The 16,128-nt window shown below is 72.6% G+C and carries 16 protein-coding genes; all 16 read right to left on the bottom strand.

Features of this window, described 5'->3' with window-relative positions; genetic code table 11:
* Positions 1-300 (bottom strand): flavodoxin-dependent (E)-4-hydroxy-3-methylbut-2-enyl-diphosphate synthase (locus tag TNCT1_RS33000; protein ID WP_160160448.1); only part of this gene is annotated, 300 nt, incomplete at its 3' end.
* 4 nt (positions 301-304) lie between these two features.
* On the bottom strand, positions 305-1,327 hold the full coding sequence (gene hpnH / locus TNCT1_RS32995) for an adenosyl-hopene transferase HpnH (RefSeq protein WP_143639525.1): 1,023 nt from the start codon (positions 1,325-1,327) through the stop codon (positions 305-307).
* A 5-nt stretch (positions 1,328-1,332) separates the two neighbouring features.
* On the bottom strand, positions 1,333-1,974 hold the full coding sequence (locus tag TNCT1_RS32990; RefSeq protein WP_143639522.1) for a 1-hydroxy-2-methyl-2-butenyl 4-diphosphate reductase: 642 nt from the start codon (positions 1,972-1,974) through the stop codon (positions 1,333-1,335).
* Position 1,975: 1 nt separating this feature from the next.
* A complete protein-coding gene (shc, locus tag TNCT1_RS32985; protein WP_143639519.1) occupies positions 1,976-4,027 on the bottom strand; it encodes a squalene--hopene cyclase in 2,052 nt (683 codons plus the stop codon).
* A gap of 114 nt (positions 4,028-4,141) precedes the next feature.
* The gene (locus TNCT1_RS32980) at positions 4,142-5,275 is read right to left on the bottom strand and encodes a polyprenyl synthetase family protein (RefSeq protein ID WP_143639515.1); all 1,134 of its coding nucleotides are present in this window, start codon (positions 5,273-5,275) and stop codon (positions 4,142-4,144) included.
* On the bottom strand, positions 5,275-6,711 hold the full coding sequence (gene hpnE / locus TNCT1_RS32975; protein WP_174266534.1) for a hydroxysqualene dehydroxylase HpnE: 1,437 nt from the start codon (positions 6,709-6,711) through the stop codon (positions 5,275-5,277). The genes TNCT1_RS32980 and hpnE overlap by 1 nt, the downstream gene beginning before the upstream one ends.
* A complete protein-coding gene (locus TNCT1_RS37040) occupies positions 6,708-6,848 on the bottom strand; it encodes a DUF6380 family protein (protein ID WP_360670429.1) in 141 nt (46 codons plus the stop codon). Before TNCT1_RS37040 ends, hpnE begins: the two co-directional genes overlap by 4 nt.
* The gene (gene hpnD, locus TNCT1_RS32970) at positions 6,848-7,798 is read right to left on the bottom strand and encodes a presqualene diphosphate synthase HpnD (RefSeq protein WP_143639512.1); all 951 of its coding nucleotides are present in this window, start codon (positions 7,796-7,798) and stop codon (positions 6,848-6,850) included. Before hpnD ends, TNCT1_RS37040 begins: the two co-directional genes overlap by 1 nt.
* Entirely contained in the window at positions 7,795-8,721 is a 927-nt protein-coding gene (hpnC, locus tag TNCT1_RS32965; RefSeq protein WP_373920523.1) for a squalene synthase HpnC, read from the bottom strand. Before hpnC ends, hpnD begins: the two co-directional genes overlap by 4 nt.
* Positions 8,722-9,050: 329 nt before the next feature.
* Complete coding sequence (locus TNCT1_RS32960) at positions 9,051-9,848, bottom strand: ABC transporter ATP-binding protein (RefSeq protein ID WP_143639507.1); 798 nt, start codon at positions 9,846-9,848, stop codon at positions 9,051-9,053.
* On the bottom strand, positions 9,841-10,770 hold the full coding sequence (locus tag TNCT1_RS32955) for an ABC transporter permease (RefSeq protein WP_143639505.1): 930 nt from the start codon (positions 10,768-10,770) through the stop codon (positions 9,841-9,843). Before TNCT1_RS32955 ends, TNCT1_RS32960 begins: the two co-directional genes overlap by 8 nt.
* Positions 10,771-10,864: 94 nt before the next feature.
* Positions 10,865-11,737: a glycosyltransferase family 2 protein gene (locus tag TNCT1_RS32950; protein WP_143639503.1), complete on the bottom strand. Its 873-nt coding sequence runs from the start codon at positions 11,735-11,737 to the stop codon at positions 10,865-10,867.
* 5 nt (positions 11,738-11,742) lie between these two features.
* A complete protein-coding gene (locus TNCT1_RS32945) occupies positions 11,743-12,522 on the bottom strand; it encodes a CDP-alcohol phosphatidyltransferase family protein (RefSeq protein ID WP_143639501.1) in 780 nt (259 codons plus the stop codon).
* Positions 12,500-13,561 (bottom strand): iron-containing alcohol dehydrogenase family protein, encoded by a 1,062-nt coding sequence (locus TNCT1_RS32940; RefSeq protein WP_143639499.1) that lies wholly within the window; start codon positions 13,559-13,561, stop codon positions 12,500-12,502. The genes TNCT1_RS32945 and TNCT1_RS32940 overlap by 23 nt, the downstream gene beginning before the upstream one ends.
* A complete protein-coding gene (locus TNCT1_RS32935) occupies positions 13,549-14,301 on the bottom strand; it encodes a sugar phosphate nucleotidyltransferase (RefSeq protein ID WP_143639497.1) in 753 nt (250 codons plus the stop codon). The genes TNCT1_RS32940 and TNCT1_RS32935 overlap by 13 nt, the downstream gene beginning before the upstream one ends.
* Positions 14,298-16,085 carry a DUF5941 domain-containing protein gene (locus TNCT1_RS32930; protein ID WP_143639495.1) on the bottom strand — a complete coding sequence of 596 codons (1,788 nt, stop codon included), beginning with the start codon at positions 16,083-16,085 and terminating at the stop codon, positions 14,298-14,300. Before TNCT1_RS32930 ends, TNCT1_RS32935 begins: the two co-directional genes overlap by 4 nt.
* Between the last annotated feature and the right edge of the window lie 43 nt (positions 16,086-16,128).

Raw genomic sequence — 16,128 nt, 5'->3', positions numbered from 1 at the left:
CTGGAAATGGATGTCCGCGATGACCGGGATCTGCGACTTGCGGGCGATCGTCGCGAGAGCGTCCGCGTCGTCCTGCGTGGGGCAGGCGACACGGACGATCTGGCAGCCGGACGCGGTCAGCTCAGCGATCTGCTGCAGGGTGGCGCCGATGTCCGACGTGCGGGTCGTCGTCATCGACTGGACCGAGACCGGGGCTCCGCCCCCGACCGCCACGGTTCCGACCTGGATCCGCCGCGACGGACGCCGCGGCGCGACCGGGCGGGCCGGTACCTCGGGGATGCCCAGGGGGACGGCGGTCACGGCGTCACTCACGGTTGCCGGAGACGGTCTCGCGCATGGCCCGCAGCGACTCCTTCAGGGAGCCCATGGTGGCGAGGACGGCGGTGGGCTCGTAGCCGCAGTGCGCCATGCAGTTGGCGCACCGCGGGTCCTTGCCGCGGCCGTACTTGTCCCAGTCGGTCTCCTCGATGAGCTCGCGGTACGTCGGCACGTAGCCGTCGCTCATCAGGTAGCAGGGGCGCTGCCAGCCGAAGAGCGAGTAGTTCGGGATCGCCCAGGCCGTGCACGGGAAGTCGACCTTGCCCTCCAGGAAGTCCAGGAAGAGCGGCGAGTGGTTGAGCCGCCACTTGCGGCGGTTGCCGCCGGCGAACGCCTTGCGGAACAGCTCGCGGGTCTGCTCCACGCCCAGGAAGTGCTCCTGGTCGGGCGCCTTCTCGTAGGCGTAGGCGGGCGAGATCATCATCTCGTCCACCTCCAGGTCGTCGTTGAGGAAGTTGAGCACCTCGACGATCGTCTGCGGGGTGTCGGTGTTGAAGAAGGTGGAGTTGGTGGTCACCCGGAAACCGCGCCGCTTGGCCTCCTTGATGGCCGCCACCGCCTCGTCGAACACGCCCTCCTTCGCGACCGACTCGTCGTGCCGCTCCCGCAGTCCGTCGATGTGGACCGCGAAGGCGAAGTAGGGCGAGGGCGTGAACTTGTCCATCTTCTTGCGCAGCAGCATCGCGTTGGTGCAGAGGAAGACGTACTTCCGCTTGGCCACGAGCTGGCGCACGATCTCGTCGATCTGCGGGTGCATCAGCGGTTCACCGCCGGCGATGGACACCATCGGCGCACCGGACTCGAGCACCGCGCCCACGGCCTGGGCGACCGGCATGCGCTGCTTGAGCACGCCGGCGGGGTGCTGGATCTTGCCGCAGCCCTCGCACTTGAGGTTGCAGGCGAAGAGCGGTTCCAGCTCGACGATGAGCGGAAACTTGTCCCGCCTGCGAAGTTTCTGTTCGGCCAGGTATGTAGCGACCTTGATGGACTGACGCAACGGCATGGCCATCTGGCTCACCTCCGGGGGAGCGACAAAGAACGGTGCCATTCATAAAATGCGGGAAGAACGGAGCGGAGCACGCGGAAGGCCGATATACCACCGCGTACCGTGCCGATCCGGACGAGTTCGTGTTCAGGAGCGTCCACCACCACCCGTACGGCCGCAACCGGGCGCCCACCGGCGCGCACGGCGCTCAGCAGGGTGGCCGCCGACTCCATGTCGACCGCGATCGCGCCGGTCGAGCCCAGCGCGGCCCGCTCCGGGCCGCGCACGACGTGGTCGGAGCCGATGAGCGGCCCGGTGTGGACGGTGCGCCCGGGCAGGACCCGGGCGAGTTCCTCGACGAGCGGTTCGGTGCCCACGCACGGGACGGTCCCGCGCGGGTCCCGGGTCTCCTCGGCGACGACCAGGTCGCCGGGGTGCATGCCGGGGACGAGTCCGGCGCAGAAGCCGGTGGCCAGGACGGCCGCGGCGGTGAGCCCCGGTTCGGACAGGTGCCGGGTGACGGACCGTTCCGCCGCCCGGGCGCCCATGCCGGTACGGACGAAGGTGACCGGCCCGCTCGCCCCGCCCCGGTCTCCGGTGCGCAGGGCGAGGTGCTCGATGCCGAGCGCGCAGGCGATCAGCAGGGCGGACGCGGCGGGCCGGGTGCTCACCTCAGCTCACCGTGGCCCCGGGCAGCGGCTTCCTGCCGTCGGAGTGGGTCCTCCTGGCCCGGGCGAGCGGCGGCCGCTCGAAGGGGTCGCCGTGCAGGTAGCGGCCGAGCGCGGTGAGCGGGAACACCTGCCGGTACAGGTGGTAGTTGATGGAGAAGTCCCAGGGGAAACCGGTGCCGGTGAAGTACGGCTCGTCCCAGGAGCCGTCCTCCCGCTGGGTGGCGGCCAGCCATTGGACGCCGCGCTCCACGGCCCGCGAGTCCCGCTCCCCCGCCGCGAGCAGCGCCATCAGCGCCCAGGCGGTCTGCGAGGCGGTGGAGGCGCCGCGGCCGCTCCACTCCTTGACGTGCTTGTAGGAGCGCAGGTCCTCGCCCCAGCCGCCGTCGTCGTTCTGCACCCGCTCCAGCCAGGCCACCGCCCGCCGGATCGCGGGGTGCGAGCCGGGCAGGCCGGCCGCGGTGAGCGCGGGCACCACGGAGCCGGTGCCGTACAGGTAGTTGACGCCCCAGCGCCCGAACCAGGAGCCGTCCGCCTCCTGTTCGGCGAGCAGCCAGTCGATGCCGCGCCGGGTGCGCGGGTCGTGGGCCAGGCCCTCGGCGGCCAGCATCTCCACCACGTGCGCGGTCACGTCCGCGGACGGCGGGTCGATGACCTCGCCGAAGTCGCAGAACGGCAGCCGGTTGGGGAACGGGCTGGTGTTGTCGACGTCGAAGGCGCCCCACGCGCCGTTCCTCGACTGCATCCCCAGGTTCCAGCGCACCGCGCGGCCGATGGCGTGGTCCACCCGTTCGGGGTCGTGGTGGCGGACCCGGCGCAGCGCGAGGGCCACCTCGGCGGTGTCGTCGATGTCCGGGTAGTTGTCGTTGTGGAACTCGAACGCCCATCCGCCGGGCGGCAGTTGGGGCCGCTTGACGGCCCAGTCGCCGGGCCGGACGATCTCCTCGCCGAGCATCCAGTCGGCCGCCCTGACCAGTTGCGGGTGGTCGACGGGCAGGCCCGCGTCGACGAGCGCGATGGTGGCGAGGCAGGTGTCCCACACCGGGGACTGGCAGGCTTCGATCATCCGGGCGCCGTCCTCGCGCCACACGGCGAAGCGGTCCAGCGAGGCGAGGCCCTCGCGCATCACCGGGTGCTGGAGGTCGTAGCCGAGCAGCCGCAGGGCGATGACCGAGTACACGGCCGGGGGCTGGATGCCGCCCCAGCAGCCGTCGTTCTCCTGCCGTTCGATGATCCAGCGGGCGGCGGTGTTCATCGCGGCCCCGCGCAGCCGGCGCGGGACCACCTTGCGCAGCCGGTGCAGCGCCTTGTCCAGGCGCTGGAAGGCGCCGTCCCAGCTCGCCACCGGCGCGAGGGGCCTGGCCGGGTTGGGGTCGGCGGGGTCGGTGTGCAGCTCGTCCAGCGGGAAGGGGGCCGGGCGGACCGGGCGCTTGGCCGAGACGATGGTCAGCGGGACGATGGTCTGCCGGGCCCAGCATCCGAAGTCGTAGATGTTGAGCGGCATCCAGCGCGGGAAGTAGATCAGCTCCGGCGGGAGTTCGGGCAGGTCCTCCCACTTCCACCAGCCGAACAGGGCGAGCCAGATGCGGGTGAAGACCCGGGAGGCGGCGATGCCGCCCTGCTCACGGACCCAGGCGGAGGCCTTCGCCATGTGCGGGGCGTCGGGGGCGTCGCCGGCCAGGCGCAGCGCGACGTACGCCTCGATGGTGGTGGACAGTTCGCCGGGGCCGCCGTAGAAGGTGGCCCAGGTGCCGTCCGGGCGCTGCTCGCCGCGGATGAACAGGGCGGCGGCCCGGACCGTCTCCTCGTCCAGGATGCCCAGGAACTGGCGGAGCAGCAGGTCCTCGGCGTCCATCGTGACGTTCGTCTCGAGGTCGCCCTTCCACCAGCCCTGGGCGTCCTGCCGGGCGAGCAGGAAGTCGGTGGCGCGCCGCGCGGCGCTTCGGGCGGCTTCTGGTACCCCGGCCGCCGCGGGGGTGGTGACGTCTGTTTCGCTGGCCGCGGCTGCGCGGGGCGGCAGGGTCGCTCCGGTGCTTCCGTCGGTCGTCGCTGTCATGGCTTCCCCTTCGTGCAGTCGTGCGAGTCGTGCTGCTGTGGGTCCGCCGTCGGCCGGTGCCGTCATCCTCGACACCGGCCGGCGACTACGCGAGGGCTATTCGACCGATAGTGATCATCTCTTCCGTACGACGACGAAATCGGCGAGCGCCGTGAAGGCGGCCCTCACCCGTTCGGGCATGTCGACGGCGTCGAGGGCCTCGACGGCGATCGCGTGCTGCCTGCGCGCCTCCCCGGCCGTCCACTCGCGGCCGCCGGCCTCCTCGATGAGGGCGGCCCGGGCCGCGAACTCCTCCTCGGAGAAGTTCTCGAAGTCGCTGCTCTTGGCGTCGGCGGCGAGGATCTCGCCGAGCCGCTCGGAGGCGTCGCCGCCCGCCGCGAGCGCGGCCACCACCGGCAGGGACTTCTTGCGCTGGCGCAGGTCGCTCCAGGTCTGCTTGCCGGTGGCCTCCGGGTCGCCCCAGATGCCGAGGAGGTCGTCGACGGCCTGGAAGGCGAGGCCGAGGTGGTAGCCGTAGCGCTCCAGCGCGTCGGCGGTGGCGTCGTCCGCGCCGCCGAGCACCGCGCCGATCGAGGAGGCGCAGGCGAGCAGCGCGCCGGTCTTGTTGCCCTCCATCTCCAGGCACTCCTCGACGCTGACGCGGTCGCGGTGCTCGTAGGAGATGTCCTGGGCCTGACCGTCGATCAGGGCGCGGGTGGCGGTGGTCAGCCGGCGGGTGGCGCGGCCGGCCTCGACGGTGCCGAGTTCCAGCAGTACCTCGTTGCCGAGCGCGAACAGGGCGTCGCCGACCAGGATGGCCTGGGCGGGGCCGTGCACCTTCCAGACGGTGTCGCGGTGCCGGCGCTGCTCGTCGCCGTCCATCAGGTCGTCGTGCAGCAGCGAGAAGTTGTGGACGAGTTCGACGGCGACCGCGCCGGGCACGCCCGCCTCGGGGGCGGCGCCGGTGACCTCGGCGGAGAGCACGGCGAGTGCCGGGCGGACGGCCTTGCCGCCGTCCCCGTCGGCCGGGTTGCCCGCGGCGTCGATCCAGCCGAAGTGGTAGGCGGCGACGGTGTCCATGGGCGGCGCCAGGCGGTCGACGGCCGCGCGCAGGACCGGGGTGGCCAGGGTGCGGCCGCGCTCCAGCAGCGTGGTCACGTCCACCGCGGGCCTCGGGTCGGCCGTCGAGGCAGGGGGCACAGTGGGCACAGTCTCTCCTGTTGTTGCTCTACCGGGGGTGCGGGGCCCCGCCGCGTGTCGCCGGGTCATCAGGCCGCCTCCTCGAACGCGAAGAGGCGGGCGGGGCGGGGCCGGCCCAGGGCGCCCAGCGCGGCGTCGGCCGCGCTCACGCCGCTGCGGACCGCACTCTCCATGGTCGCGGGCCACCCGGTGGCGGTCCACGCTCCGGCCAGGTACAGGCCGGGGGCCTTGGTGCGGGCGCCGGGCCGCAGCCGGCCGACGCCGGGGGTGGGGGCGAACGTCGCCGTGCGCTCCCGGGTCACGAAGAAGTCCCTCACCACGGCGCCGCGCGTGCCCGGGATCAGCCGTTCCAGCTCGGGCAGGTAGCGCTCGCGCAGCACGGAGACCGGTTCGTCGATGTCGTCCTGCGCGGCCGACTGGGACACCGCGAGGTACTGGCCCTCGCGCAGCCCGGAGGCGTCGGTGCGGTCGAAGACCCACTGCACGGGGGTGCCGAGCGCGGCGAGGAAGGGCCGGGCGAGCACCGGGCGGTCGTAGACGACGTGCACGTTGAGGATGGGCGCGGTGGCGATCCGCAGCAGCCGCTCGGGGGCGTCCAGGGCGCCGGGCGGCAGCAGGCCGTGCGTCTCGCGCTGGGGTACGGCGAGGACGACCGCGTCCGCGGCGAGCGTCTCGCCGGGAACCTGAACGCTCCAGCCTCCGTTCTCGCTGTGGGAGACGGAGGTGACGCGTGTACGGACCTCGGTACGGACGCCCGCGGAGTCGAGCGCCTTGCGGGCCAGCCGGTCGTGCAGTTCGCCCAGCGGGACGCTCGCCCAGCCGATGTCGGCGGCGCCCGGGTCGGACAGCAGACCGGTCTTGAACACCATCGCGGCGAGCCCCAGTGAGGCGTCGCCCGCGACCGCGTTGAGGGTGGCGACGCCGACCAGGTCCCACAGGGCCTCGATGGCGCGCGCCGACTGGCCGTGCGCGGCCAGCCAGCCGCCGAAGTCCTGGTCGTCCAGGGCCGGATCGGCGGGGTCGAGCCCCTTGAGCGCGAGCGCGGCACGCCCGACGGCGGCGCGCTCGGCGAGCGAGAGGTGCGGATAGGTGGCCAGGCTGCGCCCCAGGTGGAGGGGGACGGGCAGCGGGTCGCGCCGCAGCCTGCCGAGCCGTCTGCCCTCGGGCCTGGCGACGTCGACGACGGGCACGTCCAGGCGGTCCTGCAACGGCGCCAGCGCCGTGCCCTCGATCCGGTCGAGGAACCAGCGGTAGGCGGTGCAGCAGCGCAGGTACACGTGCTGGCCGTTGTCGACGGTCAGGTCGCCGCGCCGGAAGGAGAAGGCGAGGCCGCCCAGCCTGGGTCTGCCTTCGAGGAGCGTGACGCCGACGCCCGCGTCGGCCAGCGCGAGCGCCGCGGTGATGCCGGCGAGACCGCCGCCGACCACGACGGCGGTGCGCCGCCCCGCCGTGCCCGGCGCCGGCGCACCGGCGTGCGCCTGTGCGGCGCGGGAGCCGTCGCTCATCCTGCGTCCTTCCGTGCGTGCCGGGCGTGCTGGATGAACGGTGCACGTTCGGCCGTCGCAGTGAGGGACGCCACGCCGTGGCGCGGGGTTGCCCGCCGCGCCGGGCGGCCGGAGCCGGACGGTTCCACGGGGCCCATCAGGCGCGCCTCCTGACGGTCTGCCGGGAGACGTGCCGGGCGTCGAGGCCGGAGAGGCCGCGCACGGCGACGTAGGCCTTCTCGCGCCCGGGCAGCGAGACCCGGCCGCGCAGCACGGCCTCGGGGTCGCGCTCGATGCGGTCCAGCAGCCGGCGGTAGATGCCGGCCATGGCGGCCACGCAGGCGCCGCTGCGCCGGTCGAGCATGGGGAGCAGCCGGTAGCCCTCGGCGAACAGGGCGCGGGCCCGTCGCACCTCGAAGTGCACGAGGCCGGCGAAGTCGGAGCCCTGCGGTGGGGTGGGCCCGTCGAAGCCGGCCGAGCAGCCGAACTTGGCCAGGTCGTCGGCGGGCAGGTAGGTGCGCCCGCCCTGGGCGTCCTCGCGGACGTCCCGGAGGATGTTGGTGAGCTGGAGCGCGAGGCCCAGCGTGTCGGCGTACTCGGGGGCGCGTTCGGAGCCGCGCGCGCCCGGCTCCGTGCCGAACACGCCGAGCGAGAGGCGGCCGATGGCGCCGGCCACGCAGCGGCAGTAGGCCTTCAGGTCGTCCCAGGTCTCGTACGTCTCCCCGCGCACGTCCATCTGGACGCCGTCGATCAGCTCGTCCAGGCCGCCCAGCGGGATCGGGAAGGCGCGCGCGGCATGGGCGAGCGCCACCGCCACCGGGTCGGTGTGGTCCTCCTCGATCTCCCCGGCGCGGATCCGGGTGAGCAGGGCCCGGGTGTCCTCGAGCCGCGCGACCTTCACCTCGCCCGGCAGACCGCCGTCGCCGATGTCGTCGACGCGCCGGGAGAACGCGTAGAGCGCGGACATGGCACGCCGCTTGGGCGTCGGCAGCAGCCGGATGCCGTAGGCGAAGTTGCGGGCCTGCTGCCCGGTGACGGCCTCGCAGTAGCCGTAGGCGGCGAGTACCGGTGCGGACACGTGCGGCACAGACTCCACGGTCCGGATCACCCCTCTCCTCGCAGAGTCGCGCCCGCCTCACGCAGCAACTGCAGCTTGCCGGGCCTGGGCGGGCCGGGAAGTACGTCGTATTCGGCGGCGGCGATCGCGCGGACCGCCGCCCTTCCCCCCGCCACGAACCCCGCGAGCAGCAGCTTCAACCTGCCGTGGACGCTACCCACCAGGGGGGCGCCTTCATTCAGCAGATCGCGGGCGCGTTGTGCCTCGTATGCAACCAGGGCGCGCACCGAAGCGCTCGCGGTTTTCGCGGCGAGGTCGGTTTCCTGGACGTGGAAACGTTTCATGTCCTCGGCCGGCAGGTAGATCCGGTCCCGGCCGAGGTCCTCGGCGACGTCCTGCAGGTGCTCGACGATCTGCAGCGCGGTGCAGATCGCGTCGGACAGCCGGATCCGCTCCGGGGTCGCGGTGCCGGTGACGGCGAGGACGAGGCGCCCGACGGGGTTCGCGGACAGCTCGCAGTAGGCGAGGAGGTCGTCGTAGGTCTCGTAGCGCCGCACGAGCTGGTCCTGGCGGTTGGCGGCGATCAGGCCCAGGAACGGCTCCGGGGTGAGGGAGCGGCGGCGGGCCGTGGGCTGCAGGCGGCGCAGCAGCGGGTGGCGCGGGGTGCCGTCGAAGACCCGGCGCAGATCGGCCTCGAAGGCGTCCAGGAGGGCGAGCCGGTCCCCGGCCGCGGCGGGCGGCACCCCGAGGGCGCGGGCGTCGGCGCCGCCGGGTGCGAGGTCGCCGTCGCCGATGTCGTCCACCAGGCGGGCGAAGCCGTACACGGCCATGAGGTCGTCGCGCCAGGCCCCGGGCAGGAAGAAGGGGGCCACGGGGAAGTTCTCGCTCGCGGCCTTGTCCAGGGTGGCGCGCTCCAGGTCCTGCGCCGTGCGGGCTGCCGTCACCGCGGACTGCCCGGGACGTGGACGGCACATGCTGCGTTGAGCTGGGGAGTTTCCGTAGCCATTGCCGTCACATCTCCCGTTCTACACTGCCGATCCGATACACACTATTTCGGACACGCCGCCTGGCCCTCCGTGGAGCGGCCCGGCGGAGGGTGTCGCGCATTATGGCCCCACTTGCCGCTTTCGGGGACCGGTACAGCTTACGTTGTACAACGCAGCTTGGACCGGCGGGGTGTCCCCCGGATGACAACAACACACCGATCGGCGTCAAGATTCCTACGCGCAGCGCGAGTTGACGTTTCCTTTGCAGACGCGGGGCCCCGCAGGAGAGATCCTGCGGGGCCCTGGCCGAAAACGGGTCACTTGCCCGTGAACTTCTCGTACTCCTTGAGTACCTCTTCGGTGGGTCCGTCCATGCGCAGCTCGCCGCGCTCCAGCCACAGGACGCGGTTGCAGGTGTCGCGGATCGACTTGTTGTTGTGGCTGACCAGGAAGACCGTGCCGGCCTCCTTGCGCAGCTCGCGGATGCGGGCCTCGGACCGCTTCTGGAACTTGCGGTCACCGGTGGCCAGCGCCTCGTCGATCATGAGGACGTCGTGGTCCTTGGCGGCGGCGATGGAGAACCGCAGCCGGGCCGCCATGCCGGAGGAGTACGTCCGCATCGGAAGGGTGATGAAGTCGCCCTTCTCGTTGATCCCGGAGAAGTCGACGATGTCCTGGTAGCGCTCCTTGACCTGCTCGCGGGACATGCCCATCGCGAGCCCGCCGAGGATGACGTTGCGCTCACCGGTGAGGTCGTTCATCAGCGCCGCGTTGACGCCGAGCAGCGAGGGCTGGCCGTCGGTGTAGACCTTGCCGCTCTCGGCCGGGAGCAGCCCGGCGATGGCGCGCAGCAGCGTGGACTTGCCGGAGCCGTTGGACCCGATCAGGCCGATGGCCTCGCCGCGGCGGGCGACGAAGGAGACCCCGCGCACCGCGTGCACCTTGCGCACGCCGCGCGCCGTGTCGTCGGACCCGCGCCTGAGCATGCGGCTGAGCGCGGCGGTGGCGCTGCCCTTGCCGGTCCTGGTGCCGTTGACCCGGTACACGATGTGCAGCTCGTCCGCGATGACGGTCGGGCGCGGGTCCGGGATGTCCTGGGGGTTGGTCTCAGCCACGGCCGTACCTCTCCTCCGCCTTCCAGAAGTACACGAAGCCGCCGGCGAAGACGACCACGGCCCAGAACAGGGCGATGGCCCAGACGTGGGGCGGCAGGTTCGAGGCCCCGTACCCGTCGATCAGCGCGAAGCGCATCAGGTCCATGTAGACGGCGGCCGGGTTGACCTGGAGCAGCCGGACCACCCACTCGGAGCGGCCCTCCATCATCTTGCTGATGGAGAACATGACGCCGGAGGCGTACATCCAGGTGCGCAGCAGGAACGGCATGAGCTGGGCGAGGTCAGGGGTCTTGGCACCCAGGCGGGCCACGATCAGCGCGAGACCGGTGTTGAACAGGAACTGCAGCACCAGCACCGGGACGATCAGCAGCCAGGACAGGCCCGGGTAGCTGCCGAACCCGACCGTGACGAGGAACATCACGACCATCGAGAACAGCAGCTGCTGGAGCTGCTGCAGCGAGAAGGAGACGGGCAGCGAGGCGCGCGGGAAGTGCAGGGCGCGCACCAGACCCAGGTTGCCGGAGATCGCGCGGACGCCGGACATGACCGAGCTCTGCGTGAAGGTGAACACGAACACGCCCGTGACCAGGAACGGGATGTACACGTCCATGGACATGCCCCGGCTCGCGTGCAGGATGACGCCGAAGATGAAGTAGTAGACCGCCGCGTTCAGCAGCGGGGTCGCGACCTGCCAGATCTGGCCCAGCTTGGCCTGGCTGTACTGGGCGGTCAGCTTCGCCTGGGAGAAGGCGAGGATGAAGTGGCGGCGGCCCCAGAGCTGGCGGACGTACTCGGCGAGCGAGGGCCGGGCGCCGCTCACGGCGAGTCCGTACTTGCCGGCGAGCTCGGCCGCCGTCAGCCCCTCGTCGGGCGACGGGGCCGCGGTCACCGCGACTCCGGCGTCATGCGTTGTCTCACTCACGGGTGGAAGCTTTCGTCTCCGAGTACGTCGTGCACGTTGGTCCTTCGCGGGCGGCCGGCCCGGCCGCGGGGGCGGGGCCGTACGGTCGAGCTTGTCAGATCACCGGTGGCCGGCCCAGCCGGGTCAGCCGCCACACCGTACGCCAGCGCATCGGGCGCCTCGGTCCGCAGGGGCTGCTCCACCCCTCCTTGAAGCCGCCGAACCAGGCCTTGAGGGCCGGGCCCGAGGGCCGGCGCAGCAGCGTGAGCAGCAGCCAGACCCCGAGGTAGACCGGGACCAGGAGCGCGGGCAGGTTGCGCCGGGCCAGCCAGACCCGGTTGCGGGCGACCATGCGGTGGTACACCGCGTGCCGCGAGGGCGCGGTCGTCGGGTGGTAGAGCACCATGTCGGACCGGTAGTCGATCATCCAGCCGGCGTCGAGGGCCCGCCAGGCCAGGTCGGTCTCCTCGTGGGCGTAGAAGAACTCGTCCGGCAGGACGCCGGCGTCGGCGAAGACCCGGGTGCGCACGGCGTTGGCGCCGCCGAGGAAGGTGGTGACCCGGGAGGAGCGCATCGGGTCGGAGGCGCGCAGCCGGGGCACGTGCCGGCGCTGGGTCTCGCCGGTGTCGGGGTCGGCGATGCGGAAGCTGATGATGCCGAGCTTCGGGTCGGCGGCGAAGGCCTCGCGGCACAGCTCGGCGGTGTCGTGGCGGGCCAGCAGGCCGTCGTCGTCCAGGAAGAGCAGTACGTCGACGTCGCGGCCGGCCGGCCCGAAGGCCGCTATGCCGACGTTGCGGCCGCCGGGGATGCCCAGGTTCTCGGGCAGTTCCACGGTCCGCACGCCCTCGGGGACGTCCGGGACGGGCGAGCCGTTGCCGACCACGACCACCTCGACCGGGTCGCCGTCCTGCTTGGCGACGGAGTCGAGCAGCGCCCGCAGCTCCTCGGGCCGGTTGCCCATGGTGATGATGACCGCGCCGATCCTCATGGCACTCACCTCAGCCTGCTGGACGCCAGGATGGACACCAGGTGCAGCACGGTCTGCACGAGGGCGATGCCCGCGAGGACGGCGGTGCCGAGCCGGGTGAAGAACAGGTCGCCGTGGATCTGGTCGGCGATCGCCAGGACCAGGATCAGCAGCGCGGCCTCGATGCCGAGGATCAGCCGGTGGAACTTCAGGGCCGAGGCGGCCCGGCGGGCCAGCGCCACGCCGGAGGAGCGCGGCTCGGCCGCCGCGTCCTGGACCGGCGGCTTGCCCGCCTGGTGCCGGGCGACGCCGACCAGGTCGGTCTCGGCCTTGATCAGGATGGCGCCCAGCGCGGCCAGCGTGCCGAGGAAGGCCCACAGCCAGTCGATCCGTCCGCCGCCCCACAGGTCGGCGGCGCGCAGGCCGAGGCCGACCAGGACGGCCGCGTCGGTGAGGTAGGCGCCGACCCGGTCGAGGTAGACCCCGCTGAGCGAGTACTGCTGCTTCCAGCGGGCGACCTCGCCGTCGACGCAGTCCAGCAGCAGGTAGAGCTGGGTGGCGACGACGCCGAGCACGGCGCCCGTGATCCCCGGCACCAGCAGCGCCGGGGCGGCGAGCACCCCGCAGAGGGTCATCAGGTACGTGAGCTGGTTGGGCGTGACCCGGGTGTTCACCAGGTAGCGGTCGACGCGCAGGGACACCTCTCGCATGTAGAGGCGTCCTCCCCAGTGCTCACCGCTGCGCCGGTCCTTCACCCCGACGGGGTGGACGACCGGACGGAGTTCAGCTACCGATGGCCTTGACATAGTCGGCGTAGGTGTCCTTGATCTGGTTCGTCTTGAGGTCGAGGTGTTCGAGAATGGTGTAGCGGCCGGGCCTGGTCTCCGGAGCGAACTCCACGGCGCGGACGAACTCGTCCGCCGAGAAGCCGATCTCCTCCGGGAGCACCGGGAGCCCGTGGCGGCGCAGCACCCCGGCCATGTACGCGGCCTCCTCGTGCGCTCCGCGCAGGTGCATCGCGAAGGCCGCGCCGATGCCGCACTGCTCGCCGTGGGCGGCCGCCCGCTTCGGGTAGAGCAGGTCGAGGGCGTGGTTGATCTCGTGGCAGGCCCCGGAGGAGGGCCGGGAGTCGCCGGACACGGACATGGCGATGCCGGTGAGGACCAGGGCTTCGGCCAGCACCTGCAGGAAGCCGTCGTCGCCGACGCCGCCGGGGTGCCTGAGCACCGACTCGCCGGCCTGCCGGGCCATGGCGGCGGCGAGACCGTCGATCTTCTCGCCGTTGACCCGGTTGGCCAGCTCCCAGTCGGCGACCGCGGAGATGTTGGAGATGGCGTCGCCGATCCCGGAGCGCACGAAACGGACGGGCGCCTCACGGATCACGTTGAGGTCGATGACGACCGCGATCGGGTTCGGCACGCCGTACGAGCCGCGGCCCGCGTCGTTGTCCAGGGTCGCGACCGGCGAGCACAGACCGTCGTGCGCGAGGTTGGTGGCGACGGCGACCAGCGGCAGCCCGACGCGCGCGGCGGCGAACTTGGCGCAGTCGATGATCTTGCCGCCGCCGAGCCCGACGACGGCGTCGTAGCGGCCGGCCTTTATGTCGCCGGCCAGCCGGACCGCGTCGTCGATGGTGCCGCCGCCGACCTCGTACCAGGTGGCGCCGGGCAGCGACGGGGTGAGGCGCTCGCGCAGCCGGGCGCCCGAGCCGTTGCTGACGGCGACGGCGAGCCGGCCGGACTGCGAGATGCGCTCGTCGGCGAGGACCCCGGCCAGGTCGTCCAGGGCACCCGGGCGGATGTCCACGACGACCGGCGAGGGGATCAGCCGGGTCAGTACTGGCACGCGATCTCCCGTCCCCGGGCGAGATCGTCGTGGTTGTCGATCTCCACCCACGGCACGTCGCCGATCGGCGCGACGTCGATCCGGAAGCCGCGGTTCACCAGTTCCTGGTAGCCGTGCTCGTAGAACTGCTGCGGGTCGCTCTCGAAGACGGTCTTCAGCGCGTCGGCCAGCTCGGGGGCCGCGTCGCCCTCGATCAGGGTGACGCCGATGTACTCACCGGTGGCCTCGGCGGGGTCCATCAGCTTGGTGATCTTCCGGACGCCCTTGGCGGGGTCCACGACGACCTTCATCTCCTCGTCCGCGAGGGACTTCACGGTGTCCAGCGCGAGGATGATCCGCCGGCCCTCGCCGCGGGCCGCGAGCAGGGTCCGCTCGACCGAGACCGGGTGCACGGTGTCGCCGTTGGCGAGGATCACGCCGTCCTTCAGGGCGTCACGGCCGCACCACAGGGAGTAGGCGTTGTTCCACTCCTCGGCCTTGTCGTTGTCGATGAGGGTGAGCTTCAGGCCGTACTTCTCCTCGAGGGCCGCCTTGCGCTCGTACACGGCCTCCTTGCGGTAGCCCACGATGATCGCGGCCTCGGTCAGGCCGATCTCGGCGAAGTTCGCGAGGGTGAGGTCCAGGACCGTCGGCTCGCCCTCTATGCCCGCGGGGCCCACCGGCACCAGAGCCTTGGGAAGGCTGTCGGTGTAGGGGCGCAGACGCCGTCCGGCGCCGGCCGCCAGCACGAGGCCGATCATGCGGGTTCTCCTTCGTCGTGTACGGCGGGCGCCCCTGCGGACACCCAGAAGCGGATGCTCTCGACGAGCACCAGCAGGGCGACGGCCACGGCGAGGACCGTGAGCGCGACCTTGAACTGCGAGGCGGCGAGCACCGCGGCCAGGACGGTGACCAGCAGCGTCCGCCCCTCCTGCCCCCCGACGGCGCGCACCAGCCAGGCCGGGGGCGCCCCGGCGTCGCCGCGGATGCGGTACACCGTGTCGTAGTGATGGTAGGCGACGGCCGCCACCAGCCCGAAAGCCGCGGGAAGGGCTCCGTTCACGTCCGCGTGGGCCGCCAGCACCAGCACGGTGCCGTACTCGGCGAAGCGAAACAGCGGCGGCACCAGCCAGTCGAGGGCGCCCTTGAGCGGGCGGCGCAGTGCCTGGCCCGCGGTGACGGCGTAGACGGCGGCGCCGGCGACGGGCGCCCAGACCGGGCCGGAGAAGAGGGAGACGGCGAGCACGGCGGTGCCCACCAGGGCGACCGGCAGCGGGGCGCCGAGGCGGATCCGGCCGGCACGTGCCACGAACCCGGCGAGCGGGCCGTTGTCGGCGAGGTCGGCCAGCGCCTGGGCCGCCCGGTCGGTGCGCCGGGCCTTGCGGGTCACCGAGCGCAGCACGCGGCCGGCCGTGGTGTACGTCGCGGCGAAGGCGCAGCCGGCCAGCAGTACGTAGAAGGTGATGCGGGGGGTGGTGGCCGCGGTGAGGACCGCGATCATCGCCCAGCGCTCGCCGATCGGCAGGACGATCATGCGGCGCACCCAGACCGTCCAGCCGACGCTGTCCAGCTTGTCGGAGAGGGCGGCGGTGGGGCTGGTGTTCGCGGTGGCGTCGTGGTTTGCCTCGTTGAAGGAGAAGTCCACGACGTGCCGGCAGGTCTGCAGGATCATCGCGCCCAGCGCCAGGGCCCAGACGTCATCGCCGCCGCGGGCCGCGCCGAGCGCGAGGCCGGCGTAGTAGGCGTACTCCTTGGCCCGGTCGAAGGTGGCGTCCAGCCAGGCGCCGAGCGTGGAGTACTTCAGCGCGTAGCGGGCGAGCTGGCCGTCGGTGCAGTCCAGCACGAACGAGGCGATCAGCAGGACGCCGGCCGCGACGAAACCGGCCCGGGTGCCGGTCGCGGCACAGCCCGCGGCTATCAGCGCGGTGAGCAGCGAGGCGGTGGTGACCTGGTTGGGGGTCAGGCCGCGGCGGGCGCACCAGCGGGCGATGTAGCGCGAGTACGGGCTGATGAAGAACGTGGTGAAGAAGCCGTCGCGGGACTTCACGGCCGACTTCAGGCGCACGGCCTCGTCGTCCACGGCGGCGACGGCCTGCCGCGCCTCGTTGCGGGCCTGCGGGTCGGCCGGGACGGCGGCGACCAGGCTGCCCAGCTCGGGGCGGTGCACGGCGGCGCCGTCGGCGTCGAGCGCGGTGACGACGCGGTCGGCGAGGGAGTCGAGGACGACCGCGGTGCCGCCGCCCGTGGAGGTCTCGTCCGCCAGCGCCCGGGTCAGCGCCTGACGGGCCTCCGGCTGGGCGGTGACGGCGCCGGGCACGGCCGCGAGCGGGAAGCGCGGGTCGGTGAGGCCGAGGCGCAGGGCGTGCGGGTGGCCGACGAAGCGGGCGTCGACCAGGGCCACGCGGCTGCCGGCGGGCACGGCGGCCAGCCGGGCCCGCGTCTCGGCGGCGTCTTGGGCCACGCGCACGTCGAAGCCGAGGGACCGCAGATCGTTCTCGAGCGACGATCCGGGGACCGGCTGACCGGTGACGATGGCGGTCGACAACCGAAACTCACTCCCTGGGTGCCGGCGCGGGGGGCGCCGGTCT

The organism is Streptomyces sp. 1-11, from assembly GCF_007176755.1.
Taxonomy (GTDB): Bacteria; Actinomycetota; Actinomycetes; order Streptomycetales; family Streptomycetaceae; genus Streptomyces.
This window is presented reverse-complemented; position numbering and strand designations above follow the sequence as displayed.